The sequence below is a fragment of the Actinacidiphila epipremni genome, from assembly GCF_012034175.1.
In the GTDB taxonomy this organism is placed as follows: domain Bacteria; phylum Actinomycetota; class Actinomycetes; order Streptomycetales; family Streptomycetaceae; genus Actinacidiphila; species Actinacidiphila epipremni.
This window is the reverse complement of sequence record NZ_JAATEJ010000003.1, coordinates 215584-228846: the sequence shown is the minus strand read 5'-3', so window position 1 is coordinate 228846 and position 13263 is coordinate 215584. Positions and strand designations below refer to the sequence as shown.

The following is a 13263-nucleotide window of genomic DNA, read 5'->3' as shown; positions in this document are numbered from 1 at the left end:
TGTCGCCGGCGCTCACGCCGTTGTGGTCGTCCTGCGCCGCTGCGCCGGGTGTGGTGCCGTCCTGGGGAGAGACGGGTGCGATCTCGCCGTCCTCATCCGCCACTTCGACGGCCGCCGTGCTCCGATCCGCCACCGTCGTTCCTGCCTCCCCATCCATAGCGCGATCCCACGTCGAGCCGATGACAATTGTGCCCGCACTCCGGCTCTATGCACGACACGCGGCAGACCGCGATGGTTGCGCCCGGGGCGTGGACCGGCGGGCGCGGTGTGCGATCAGCGCCCGAGCCGCCCCCGGACCATGCCGATCATGCCGTTCAGCTCCTGGATCCGCATCCGCTTCGCGATCACCAGGAAGACACCGCCCAGCAGGACGCCGCCGACTACCAGCGACGCCAGCGATCCGGTCACGCCGCCGCCCAGCTTTTCGCTGATGACGTACACCGCGAGGCCGGCCAGCGCGGCAGCCGGGACGCACGCCCCGACCAGCCGGGCATACGTGCGGACCACCCTGCGGCCGTCCAGATCGCCGTTCAGCCGCTTGCGCAGCCGCTTGACGGCTACCCCGACGCCGACCGCGTACGCGAGGCCGTATGAGAAGGCCATGCCGACCACGGCCCAGCGGGAGGGCAGGATGAGGAAGCAGAAGGCGGAGGCGGCGGCGTTGACGGCCGCGACGACCACCGTGTTGTAGAAGGGGGTGCGGGTGTCCTCGAAGGCGTAGAAGCCGCGCAGGATGACGTACTGCACCGAGTAGGGGATCAGGCCGCCGCCGAACGCCATCAGGACGAAGCCGATGTTGCGGGCCGAGCCGCCGCTGGTGCTCGCGTAGAGCAGGGTGCACATCGGGATGCCGAGCGCGAGGAAGGCGAAGGCGGCCGGCACGATCGCGACCGCCGAGGTGCGCAGGCCGTAGGAGATGTCGTCGCGCACCGCGGTGATGTCGCCGTCGGCCGCGGCCCGGGAGATCCGCGGCAGCACCGCGGCCATCACCGACACCGTGATGATCGCCTGCGGCATCTGCCAGATCAGCAGCGCGTTGTTGTACGCCGTGATGCCGGTGCCCTGGAAGCCGCTCTTGTCGGCGTTGGCGCCCGCCCAGGTGGCGAGCTGGGTGACCACGATCAGGCCGGCCTGGTTGGCCAGCACGAAGAAGAACGTCCACTTGGCGAGCCTGGCGGCCTTGCCCAGGCCGTGCCCGCGCCAGTCGAAGCGCGGCCGGAACCGGAAACCGGCGTCCCGCAGGTAGGGCAGCATCGCCAGCGACTGCACCACCAGGCCGAGCAGGGTGCCGATGCCCAGCAGCCGCACGCCCTCGGGCGAGATCGTCGTGGCGTCCATCCGCGTGGTGCTGTAGGAGCCGTAGACCCAGATGAACATGCCGAAGGTGAAGATCACCACGACGTTGTTCAGCACCGGCGTCCACATCATCGCGCCGAACTTCCCGCGCGCGTTGAGCACCTGGCCCATCACCACATGGATGCCCATGAAGAAGATCGTCGGCAGGCAGTAGCGGGCGAAGGTGATCGCCACGTCGTACGTGTCCGGGTTGTCGGCGATCTTCGCCGACATCAGCCGGATCAGCACCGGCGCCCCCAGCACGGTGACCATGACGATGGCGCCGAGCACCACCATCACGACGGTGAGCAGCCGGTTGGCGTACGCCGAGCCGCCGTCCTCGTCGTCCTTCATCGACCGCACGAGCTGCGGCACGAAGACCGAGTTCAGGCCGCCGCCGATGGTGAGGATGTAGATCATCGTCGGCAGGGTGTTGGCGACGGTGTAGGAGTCGCCGAGGGTCGCCACGCCGATCGCGCCGGCGATCACCAGGGTGCGGACGAAGCCGGTGAGGCGGGACACCAGGGTGCCGGCCGCCATCAGCGCGCTGGACTTGAGGATGCCGCCGGCCTTGCCCGTCGCGGCCGGGGCGGCCGTGGCGGCGGCAGCCGGAGCCGCCGCGCTGCCCGCACCGGCCGCCGCCGCGGCCCCCGCCGCCACCGGGGCCCTGCGCGGCGCTCCCGCGCCCACCGGGGCGCCCTGCTGCGGCTGCCCCTGCTGCACCTGCCCCTGGCCCTGCGGCGGGTACGGCTGCTGCTGCGGGTCCTGGTAGGGCTGCTCGTACGGTTCCTGGTACGGCTGCTGGTACGGGTAGCCGTAGCGGGGGTCGGCGTAGCGCGGGTCGACGTACTGCTGGTCGGCGTACCGCGGGTCGCCGTAGGACTGGCTCTGGTAGATCTCCTGGCCGTAGCCGGGGTCCTGGAAGACCGGGATCGAGAAGCCCGTCGTCTCGTTCGGCGACGGCATGTGCGGATAGCCCGCGGGGTAGCCGTAGCTCTGCTGCGGCTGGGGCTGAACCGGGGGCTGCTGCGCCGGGTAGCCGCCGTGCCCGCCCTGCCCGTGCCCGCCCTGCCCGTAGCCGTGCTGGCCGCCGTAGCCGTCCTGGTAGCCGCCGCCCTGCTGGTAGTGCGTCCGCGGGTCGTAGCCCTGCTGCGGATACTGCTGCTGGTAGCCGGCCTGCTGGTAGTCCTGCGGCGGGTACGGCTGCTGCTGTTGCTGCTGGGGATACTGCTGCTGGTCGCGGAAGAGGTGCGCGAACGGGTCCTCGCCCTGGCCGGGCGGGACCTGGCCGGGCGCGGGCGCGCCCTGGCCGCCGTACTGCGCCGCGGCGTCCTCGGGGTACGGGCCCTGCGGGTAGCCGCCCTGCTGCTGCCACTGCGCCGGATCCTGCTGCTGGTAGGGGTCGTAGGCGTAGGTGCCCTGCAGGTAGGGATCGGGCTGGGGCGCCGGCGGCTGCTCCGAAGAGTGGGGCAGCCGGCCCGCGGGGTCGCGGTCACCGTCGTACGGCGCGTTCATCAGTGCCCCACCTTATTGTCGCGGCTACCCGTCCACCTTCTCACCTGCCGGGGACGGCTCACGGCTTTCCTGCCCGGTGTCAGCGGCAGGGTCACCCGGGTGCCCCGGGTCCGTGCCGTCCGACTCGCCGCCCTCCCCGTCGTCCTCGCCGCCGCCGTCGGCGGCCTGCCTCTTGCGCTGGCGGTAGATCCGGACGCCGGCCAGGACCAACAGCAGCAGACCGGCGCCGATGACGAGCATCACCAGGTCGGTGACCTTGTTGACGTGGACCTCGAACGTGACGGGGTTACTCCTGTAGACGACATTGTCCACGGTGTAGAGAGCCGCGACGACCTGGACGGTGCCGTTCGCGCTGGCCTTGGTCTGGAACTTCAGGGTACGGGTGTGGCCGCCCTCGACGGTGATCGGCTGGTCGCCGCCCTTGATCTCCAACCGGATGTTCGCGCCGGACCTGAGCTTGAGCACCAGGTTCACCGGCTGGCTCAGCTCGTTCTTCACCGTGATCGGAATGGTGCCGCTGCGGCCCGACAGCGTCAGCGTGGTCTTGTCGATGATGTGGACCGCGTTGATCAGGTCCGTCAGATACCGGCCGGTCGCGTCGCGGTAGCCCTGCGCGCCACCGGGGTCGCCGCGCCAGCTGGTGGACATCGCCCGCATCATCGCGTTGCCGAACGGCACCGTCACACGGTCCTGGCGGGTCAGGATGACCACGAAGGCGTTCAGGTCGGCCTGGATCCGCTGGATCTGCTGGAAGGCGCCCGTGGGCAGCTCCTGGCGGCGCAGGCTCGCCGGGTAGGACTTGGCCGAGGGCACCTTGTCGTTGGCGCGCGGGTCCGGGTGGGCGGAGGCGACCTCGCCGAAGGCGACCGGGGTGACCCACAGCGCGGTGTAGGTGGCGTGGATGGCCTCGGCCATCGCGGTCGCCTGGGCGACGGTGGGCGTGCGCTGCGGGGCGAACAGCACCGTTCGCTGCTTCTCCGGCGACTCCATGGTGATCATCAGCGTCTGCGCGATGAAGTTCTGCACCGCGAGGTCGGCGTCCTGCGGGTCGGTGAGCGGACCGCTGAAGGCGGTGGACAGCGTCGCGTCGCTCACCACCGCCGTCGTGCCGCCGCCGATCGGACGGGCGGCGCTGGGGGTGTAGTCGAGGCTGTCGCTCTCGTGGAAGGTGTCGCTGCGCGCGATGATCCGCTTGGCGCCGCCGGACCGGGCCACCGACACGATGGACGGGTCGAGCGCTCCGTCGACCGGCCAGGCGGTGTCGCCGACCGGCGCGCCGCCGAGGATGGTCTGCACGGTGCTCACCCCGAGCTCGGCGCCGGTCTTGAGATGGCTCAGGGTGCCGGGGACGCTCTGCCCGTGGTGGGCGATCGACGCGAGGTCGGTGTCGCCGAACGGCAGGGCGATGACCTGGTCGCCGGCGACCGCAGTCTTGAGGTCGTTCAGCCACTCCCGCGCCGCTGTCGCGCCGGTGCCCGGGGTGGTCTTGGTGACGTCGCCGCCCGGGCCCGCGACGCGGTAGCCCTTGGTCATGAACTCCACGGTCGCCAGCAGGTCGGGATCGATGACCCAGGTCACCGGGAGGTTCCTGACCAGGTCGATCATGGTGCGCAGCCGGCCGCCCGCGGCGAGCTCGGTGGCCAGCTCGTCGTCCATGAAGATCGGGTTGCGCTGCGAGTCGGTGTCGCCGCGCGGCGCGATGTGCGACCGGTCGGTGAGCGGCCACAGATAGCCGATCTTGGTGTGCTTGGTGCTGTTGGCGTCCTGGTCGCTGTACCAGGGCAGGAACGTCCGCTTGATGCCCAGCACGCGCGTCGAGGAGTCCGACGGGGTGCCGCCCTCCAGCGCCACGCCGAGCTGGTAGACGCCGGCGTCGGACAGGCCGAGCGCGCTGACCGGCACGGTGAGGCTGAAAGTGCCGGTGCCGCCGGCCGGCAGGTCGGGGACGGCGGCGGTGTAGCCCTTCACCTCGTCGCCGTCCTGCGGGTAGCTGTAGCCGGTACGGGAGGCCGCGCTCTTGAGGGCGCTGCGGGTGTCCAGCGGGCCGTCGCCGCGGGTCAGCACGCCCACGTGGGCGCCGGTGACCGCGGTTTTGCCGTTGTTGGCGAGCCGGCCGGTCAGCGTGACGGAGTCGCCCTTGGCCGGGATGCGCGGGGAGATCCCGTCGACCGACACCGCGACCGTACGCGAGCCGGTGGCGGACGCCGCCCGGGCCGGGGCCGCGCCGGTGGCCTGCAGCAGCCCGGTCAGCAGGGTGGCTCCCGCCACCAGTGCGACGACCCGCGCCACCCGGCGGCGTGCCGGGGACGGGGGTTTCCCGGGTGACTGTGCCGCCTCGCCCACGCGTTCGCCCGTCCTCGTCATGTGTCGGGCGGTTCCGTCCGCCGCTGGTGGTCCATCGGATGTGCGTGCTGGCATGGTAACGAGCGGCGCTGTGCCGGAGTGCTGCGGAGCCCGGCTTGGTACGCGGTTGGTACGCGGCGCTGTACGCGGGGTGATCCGGCGCGCGGCCCGGGCCCGCGGACCCGTACCCTTTTACGTTGTGCCGAACGCCAACAACGCCGCTCAGACCCCGCCGCCCGTGCCCGCAGGACAGGCCGCCCGACGGGTCGAGCCCGTCGCGGAGGAACTGGGCCGCCGCTTCCGTGCCGCCGGATTCGCCCTCGCCCTGGTCGGCGGCTCCGTCCGGGACACCCTGCTCGGCCGGCTCGGCAACGACCTGGACTTCACCACGGACGCCCGGCCCGAGCAGGTGCTGACGATCCTGCGGCCGTGGGCGGACGCGGTGTGGGAGGTCGGCATCGCCTTCGGCACGGTCGGCGGCCGGAAGAAGGCGCCGGCCCTGGACGGCACCACCCGCGACTTCCAGATCGAGGTCACGACCTACCGCAGCGAGGCGTACGACCGGACCTCCCGCAAGCCGGAGGTCTCCTACGGCGACACCATCGAGGAGGACCTGGTCCGCCGGGACTTCACGGTCAACGCGATGGCGGTGGCGCTGCCCGGCAGCGACTTCATCGACCCGTACGGCGGCCTGGACGACCTTGCGGCCCGGACGCTGCGCACCCCGGGCTCCCCGGAGTCGTCGTTCTCCGACGACCCGCTGCGGATGCTGCGGGCCGCCCGGTTCGCCGCGCAGCTGGACTTCGAGGTCGCCCCGGAGGTCGTCGCGGCGATGACAGCGATGGCCGACCGGATCGGGATCGTCTCGGCGGAGCGGATCCGGGACGAGCTGAACAAGCTCGTCCTGTCCGCCCATCCGCGCAAGGGCCTGCGGCTGCTGGTCGAGACGGGGCTCGCCGACCGGGTGCTGCCCGAGCTGTCGGCGCTGCGGCTGGAGCGCGACGAGCACTTCCGGCACAAGGACGTCTACGAGCACACCCTGACGGTGCTGGAGCAGGCCATCGACCTGGAGGACGACGGGCCGGACCTGGTGCTGCGGCTGGCCGCGCTGCTGCATGACATCGGCAAGCCCAAGACCCGGCGCTTCGAGTCCGACGGCCGGGTCTCGTTCCACCACCACGAGGTGGTGGGCGCCAAGCTCGCCAAGGCGCGGATGCTGCAGCTGAAGTACTCCAACGAGATGGTCAAGGACGTCTCGCGGCTGGTCGAGCTGCATCTGCGCTTCCACGGCTACGGCAGCGGCGAGTGGACCGACTCCGCGGTGCGCCGCTACGTAAGGGACGCCGGGCCGCTGCTGGACCGGCTGCACAAGCTGACCCGGTCGGACTGCACGACCCGCAACAAGCGCAAGGCGGCGGCGCTGTCCCGGACGTACGACGCCCTGGAGGCGCGGATCGCCGAGTTGCAGGAGCAGGAGGAGCTGGACGCGATCCGGCCGGACCTGGACGGCAACCAGATCATGGCGGTGCTGGAGATCCCGCCGGGGCCGGCGGTCGGCAAGGCGTACCAGTATCTGCTGGAGCTGCGGCTGGAGAACGGGCCGCTGGGCGAGGAGGCCGCGACCGCGGCCCTGCGGGAGTGGTGGGCGGCGCAGTCGTCGCGGTGACGCTCCACGTCGCAGTGATGTTCCACGTGGAACATCGCGCCCGGCGGGCGGATCGCCGTCAGCCGGTCGGGGTGCGCACCGGCGATGTTTCACGTGGAACATCGCGCGTTCGCAGCATCCCGACCGCGGTTGCCGCGTAGATCAGGGCCAGCACCACGACCAGCCCGGTGGAGCGGCCGTCGGCCGGCAGCACCAGGGCCGCGACCGCTGCGGCGCCGACGAAGGCGACATTGAAGACGACGTCGTAGACGGAGAAGACCCGCCCCCGGTAGCCGTCGTCCACCTGGGCCTGGACGACGGTGTCGGTGGCGATCTTGGCGCCCTGGGTCGTGAGGCCCAGCAGTACGGCGGCCAGCATCATCGGCCCGATGCGGAAGCCGAGCGCCAGCGGCGGCAGCAGCACGGCGGAGGCGGCCGAGCAGCCGATGATCCAGCCGGCCGTGCCGAAGCGGGCGGTGGCCCACGGGGTGAGGAGCGCCGCCGCGAAGAACCCGGCCGCCGACAGCCCGACGGCCAGCCCCAGCAGCCCGAGCCCCGCGTCGGTGTCGGACGGGTCGGACCAGGCGTAGCGGCACAGCATCAGCAGCGTCACGGTGAGCGCGCCGAAGCAGAAGCGCATGGCGGTCATCGCGGCCATCGCCCGGGCGGCCGGCGGGCGCCGCCGCAGGTGCCGCAGCCCGTCCCCCAGGCCCTGGGCGGTGCCGGCGAGGGCGGCCAGGAACCGCGGGCGCACCCGGTCCGGCGCGGGGCCGAGCAGATCCCGGCCGAGCGTCAGCGCCGACAGGCCCGCGCACAGATAGAGCAGCGCCCCGAGCAGTACGGTCGCCGCGTTGGCGCCGTCCCCGTCGGGGGCGAACAGATGCACCACGAAGGCCGCGCCGCCGCCCACGGTGGCCGCGAGCGTACCCGCGGTCGGTGACAGGGCGTTGGCGGTCACCAGCCGGTCCCGGCCCACCACCCGGGGCAGGGCCGCGGACAGCCCCGCCAGGACGAAGCGGTTGACGGCGGTCACGGACAGCGCGGACAGATAGAACAGCCAGTCCGGCACCCGCAGCAGGATCAGCCCCGCGGTGCCGCAGGACAGCACGGCCCGCAGCAGGTTGCAGTAGAGCAGTACCTGGCGGCGCCGCCAGCGGTCGAGCAGCACCCCGGTGAACGGGCCGAGCAGCGAGTAGGGCAGCAGCAGGACCGCCATCGCGGAGGCGACGGCTCCAGCGGTCGCCTGCTTCTCCGGGGAGAAGACCACATAGGCGGCCAGCGCGACCTGGAAGACGCCGTCGGAGAGCTGGGACAGCAGCCGCACCCCGAGCAGCCGGCGGAAGTCCGGCAGCCGCAGCAGGACGCGGAGATCGCGCAGAAGGCCCATGGGCACAGCCTCACACGACGAGGAAGGCCCCGGGCACGCGACCCGGGGCCTTCCTGGCGTTCTTCACGTCCGCGCCCTACGTCCGCGCGTCACGCGAGCGCTGCGCGCTCGGCGCCATGACGGCTCAGCGCTCGACCTCGCCGCGGATGAACTTCTCGACGTTCTCGCGGGCCTCGTCGTCGAAGTACTGCACCGGCGGGGACTTCATGAAGTACGAGGAGGCCGACAGGATCGGGCCGCCGATGCCGCGGTCCTTGGCGATCTTCGCGGCCCGCAGCGCGTCGATGATGACGCCGGCGGAGTTCGGGGAGTCCCAGACCTCCAGCTTGTACTCCAGGTTCAGCGGGACGTCACCGAACGCGCGGCCCTCCAGCCGGACGTAGGCCCACTTGCGGTCGTCGAGCCACTGCACGTAGTCGGACGGGCCGATGTGCACGTTCTTGGCGCCGAGGTCGCGGTCGGGGATCTGCGAGGTGACGGCCTGCGTCTTGGAGATCTTCTTGGACTCCAGGCGCTCGCGCTCCAGCATGTTCTTGAAGTCCATGTTGCCGCCGACGTTCAGCTGCATGGTGCGCTCCAGGACGACACCGCGGTCCTCGAAGAGCTTGGCCATCACGCGGTGCGTGATGGTGGCGCCCACCTGGGACTTGATGTCGTCGCCGACGATCGGCACGCCGGCCTCGGTGAACTTGTCCGCCCACTCCTTCGTCCCGGCGATGAAGACCGGCAGGGCGTTGACGAAGGCGACCTTGGCGTCGATGGCGCACTGGGCGTAGAACTTCGCCGCGTCCTCGGAGCCGACCGGCAGGTAGCACACCAGCACGTCGACCTGGCGGTCCTTGAGGATCTGGACGACGTCCACCGGCTCCTCGTCGGACTCCTCGATGGTCAGCCGGTAGTACTTGCCGAGGCCGTCGAGGGTGTGGCCGCGCTGCACGGTCACTCCGGTCTGCGGCACGTCGCAGATCTTGATGGTGTTGTTCTCGCTCGCGCCGATGGCGTCGGCGAGGTCGAGGCCGACCTTCTTCGCGTCGACGTCGAAGGCGGCGACGAACTCGACGTCCCGCACGTGGTACTCACCGAACTGCACGTGCATGAGACCAGGCACCCTGCTGTCCGGGTCGGCGTCCTTGTAGTACTCGACGCCCTGCACCAGCGACGTGGCGCAGTTGCCCACGCCGACAATGGCTACGCGAACCGCACCCATACCCGTTGCTCCCTGTGTAATCGTCACGCGGTTCCCCGGGCTTCGGGTCGGCCGCCGTTCTCTTGGTTGTTGTCGTTGTCGTCCCGCTCGCCGGGCGGGCTCTGTGTCCGCCCCGCCCGCTCGGTCTCGATCAGCTCGTTGAGCCAGCGGACCTCGCGCTCCACCGACTCCATGCCGTGCCGCTGCAGCTCGAGCGTGTAGTCGTCGAGCCGTTCGCGGGTGCGGGCCAGTGAGGCGCGCATCTTCTCCAGGCGCTCTTCCAGCCGGCTGCGCCGGCCTTCGAGCACCCGCATCCTGACGTCCTTGGACGTCTGGCCGAAGAAGGCGAAGCGAGCGGCGAAGTGCTCGTCCTCCCAGGCATCGGGGCCGGAGTGGGCGAGGAGCTCCTCGAAGTGCTCCTTGCCGGCGGCCGTCAGCCGGTAGACGATCTTCGCCCGGCGGCCGGCGAGCGGCGCGGCGAGCGGATCGGCGTCCACCGCCGGCTCCTCCACCAGCCACCCCAGCGCGACCAGCGTCTTCAGGCAGGGGTACAAGCTCCCGTAACTGAAGGCCCGGAAGACCCCGAGCGAGGTGTTGAGCCGCTTGCGCAGCTCGTAACCGTGCATCGGGGACTCGCGCAGCAGACCGAGAACCGCGAACTCGAGGATTCCGGAGCGCTTGCTCACAACCGCGTCCCCTCGTCCTCTCGTCCGGTTCTGTCGTTCCGATGTATCGAGTCGATACATCGCGACGATAGAGCGGGCCGAGACATGATGCAAGGCGGCAGGTCGTGACCGGCGTCACATCCTCAAACCTGTGGGCCGCCAACTGTCCGCTATGTGATGAACATTCGCATCGTGCGTCTTTTGGCCCTGCGTACTCTGTTCGCCATGCAGAGCACCGGGAACCCCCCGCCGTCCGCGGGCGTCTTGATCCTCGGTGCGGTGCGGCCTGACACAGCCGCATCCAGGGGGACCGACCGCAATGTCATCGATGCCTTCAGGCGATCCCGCCTGTCGAGGAGTAGCTGTTCATGAGCGAGCACCGTCGCAAGCTGCCGCCGCAGTCGCCCTCGGGCGGCCGTGCTGCCGCCCGGCGCGGGGGGCAGCCACCGACGCCCCCGCCGTCCGGCGGCCACCGTTCCGCGGGCGGCCCACCGGCGGGCGCCCGCGGCGAACGTGACACCCCCACCGGCTCACCCAGCGGCGGCGAGCCGTACCAGGGCCGGGCGGCGGCCCGCCGCGCGGCCCAGTCGCGCGGCCGGCGCAGGGGCGCGGGCGGCGGCCCCGGTGGACCCGGCGGCCCGGGCGGTCCCGGCACCGGGGGCCCGGCCGGGCGCGGCGGTCGCGGACCCGGGCGGCGCCCGGCCAAGAAGCGCTTCATCGACTACCCGCGCTTCGGCAAGGAGGGCTGGCGCCGCTGGATGCCGTCCTGGCGCCAGGTCACCGCGCTGTTCATCGGCTTCGTCGGCACCCTGGTCGGTATCGCCGGCATCGCCTACGCCATGGTCGACATCCCCGACGTCAACAAGGCCTCCCAGGCCCAGAACAACGTCTACTACTGGGCCGACGGCTCCCGTATGGTCACCGGCGGCGGCAGCGTCAACCGGCAGAACATCCCGTACGAGAAGATCCCCAAGGCCATGCGCTACGCGGTGATCTCGGCGGAGAACAAGACGTTCGAGACCGACAAGGGCGTTGACCCGATGGGTATCGCCCGCGCGCTGGTCAACATGGCCAAGGGCGGCGAGACGCAGGGCGGCTCGACGATCACCCAGCAGTACGTCAAGAACACCATGCTCGACCAGTCGCAGACGATCAGCCGTAAGTTCAAGGAGCTGTTCATCTCGATAAAGGTGGGTGAGAAGGTCAGCAAGGACGACATCATGTCCGGCTACCTGAACACCTCCTACTTCGGCCGGGGCGCGTACGGCATCCAGGCCGCGGCCCAGACGTACTACGGCATCGACGCCGAGAAGCTCAACCCCAGCCAGTGCGCCGTGCTCGCCGCGCTGCTCAAGGGCCCGACGTACTACGACCCCAACGGCAACGAGAGCATCGACAAGACCGCGACGCCCGAGGCGAACCTGGCCAGGGCCAAGGAGCGCTGGGGGTCGATCCTCGACAATGAGGTCCGCTTCGGCCACATGAGCGCGGCCGAGCGCGCGAAGTACACCGAATTCCCGATGCCGCAGGGCCTCAAGGCGCAGGCCGGCATGAACGGCCAGATCGGCTATCTCGTCGACACCGCCAACAAGTACATAATCTCGCACTCCGATCCGAAGATCACCCAGGAGGAGCTGGAGCGCGGCGGTTACCAGATCTACACGACCTTCGACAAGGCCAAGGTCGAGGCGCTCAAGACGTCCGTCGAGACGGTCCAGAAGGCGAAGATCAAGCCCGGCGCCGGGCATATGTACACCGGCGACCAGAAGAAGGAGTTCGGCGGCGACGCCGACACCTATGTGCAGTTCGGCGCGGCCTCGGTCGTCCCCGGCGACGGCAAGATCGTGGCGCTCTACGGCGGCCCGGGCTACGACAAGGGCGAGTTCAACAACAACGCCGACACCCAGGGTGTCCCGGTCGGCTCGACCTTCAAGCCGTTCGTGCTCGCCGCGGCCATGACGTACGGCACGAACTACAGCGACGGCAAGCCGCTGACGCCGGACACCAAATACAACGCCGACGACCTGATCCCGATCAAGGACCACAACGGCAAGACGGTCCTCAACAAGGACAACAGCGTCTTCAAGCAGAAGAACGAGTCCGGCACCAAATGGGGCTACGTCACCTTGAACAAGGCGATGGAGCAGTCCATCAACTCGCCCTTCGTGCAGCTCGGCGAGGACGTCGGCCTGGACAAGGTCGAGCAGACCGCCCTCAAGGCCGGCCTGCTGGTGGACTCCATGAAGGCCACCGACAACGTCGCCTCGTTCTCCATCGGCACCTCGACCCCGAGCGCCATCCGGATGGCCAACGCCTACGGCACCTTCGCCGACTCCGGCCAGGCCGTCGAGCCGTACTCGGTGACCAAGGTCCTGCACAACGGCGAGGACTCCAAGGCGTTCAAGAAGCCGAAGGTCACCCGCACCCGCGCACTCGACGCCGACGTCGCGGACACCGTGACCAAGGTGCTGCAGAACGTCGTCAAGAACGGTACGGGCAAGAAGGCGCTGGAGCTGGACCGCGCGGTGGCCGGCAAGACGGGTACGACCGACACCCCGGGCGGTACCCGGTCGGCGTGGTTCGTCGGCTACACCCAGCAGCTGTCCACCTCCGTGGTGATGTTCCGGCAGAACTCCAAGGAGAAGATCCTGCTGCCGATGGCCGGCACCGGCGGTCCGACGTCCACCACCCACGGTGGTGACATCCCGGCCACCATCTGGACCGACTACATGAAGCAGGCGCTGGGCAACGCCAAGGACCCGGGCTTCCCGACGCCGGGCAAGATCGGCGAGGGCAAGACCATCAACGAGCCCGGCGCCCCGACGCCGACCCCGTCGATGACCCCGACGACGACGCCCACCACCGAGGCGCCCACCACCGCCCCGCCGACCAACACCCCGCCGACCGGCACGCCCACGTGGACGCCGCCGACCCAGCCCGATTCCCCGCCCCCCACCACGCCGTCGTGCAACTTCTTCAACCCGTGCGACACGACGACACCTCCAGGAGGGGAACCCCCGACCACCAGCGGGCCGCCACGTCACGGTCCCGGCGGCGGTGGCTGAGCACCCCTGACGGCGTGAACGCCTGAACCCCGGGCCCCGGACGGCCCGCCCAGGACCCCGTGGCAGTCGGCAGATCACATGACGACCGCCACGGGGTCTGCTGTACCCACAGCCCCGTACGG

General features: G+C 70.6%; 7 protein-coding genes. 2 read left to right on the top strand and 5 right to left on the bottom strand.

The features are described 5' to 3' along the window. Positions 1 to 273: 273 nt before the first annotated feature. Positions 274 to 2850: a murein biosynthesis integral membrane protein MurJ gene (murJ, locus tag HCN08_RS06155; RefSeq protein WP_167981844.1), complete on the bottom strand. Its 2577-nt coding sequence runs from the start codon at positions 2848 to 2850 to the stop codon at positions 274 to 276. A 24-nt stretch (positions 2851 to 2874) separates the two neighbouring features. Beyond that, positions 2875 to 5214: a DUF6049 family protein gene (locus HCN08_RS06150; protein ID WP_167981843.1), complete on the bottom strand. Its 2340-nt coding sequence runs from the start codon at positions 5212 to 5214 to the stop codon at positions 2875 to 2877. 178 nt (positions 5215 to 5392) lie between these two features. Here HCN08_RS06150 and HCN08_RS06145 point away from each other — a divergent pair, with 178 nt between their 5' ends. Further along, entirely contained in the window at positions 5393 to 6859 is a 1467-nt protein-coding gene (locus tag HCN08_RS06145) for a CCA tRNA nucleotidyltransferase (protein WP_167981842.1), read from the top strand. Between the two features lie 58 nt (positions 6860 to 6917). Here HCN08_RS06145 and HCN08_RS06140 read toward each other — a convergent pair whose 3' ends face one another. The 3 genes from HCN08_RS06140 to HCN08_RS06130 all read right to left on the bottom strand — a co-directional run bounded on the left by HCN08_RS06140 (position 6918) and on the right by HCN08_RS06130 (position 10097). Beyond that, a complete protein-coding gene (locus HCN08_RS06140; RefSeq protein ID WP_167981841.1) occupies positions 6918 to 8225 on the bottom strand; it encodes an MFS transporter in 1308 nt (435 codons plus the stop codon). A gap of 124 nt (positions 8226 to 8349) precedes the next feature. Next, the gene (locus tag HCN08_RS06135; protein WP_167981840.1) at positions 8350 to 9432 is read right to left on the bottom strand and encodes an inositol-3-phosphate synthase; all 1083 of its coding nucleotides are present in this window, start codon (positions 9430 to 9432) and stop codon (positions 8350 to 8352) included. A gap of 23 nt (positions 9433 to 9455) precedes the next feature. After that, positions 9456 to 10097, bottom strand: a complete 642-nt coding sequence (locus tag HCN08_RS06130) for a PadR family transcriptional regulator (RefSeq protein ID WP_167981839.1) — start codon at positions 10095 to 10097, stop codon at positions 9456 to 9458. Between the two features lie 347 nt (positions 10098 to 10444). Between HCN08_RS06130 and HCN08_RS06125 the strand changes: the two genes are divergently transcribed. After that, positions 10445 to 13141, top strand: coding sequence for a transglycosylase domain-containing protein (locus HCN08_RS06125; protein ID WP_240969806.1), 2697 nt, complete (start codon positions 10445 to 10447; stop codon positions 13139 to 13141). Positions 13142 to 13263 lie beyond the last annotated feature (122 nt).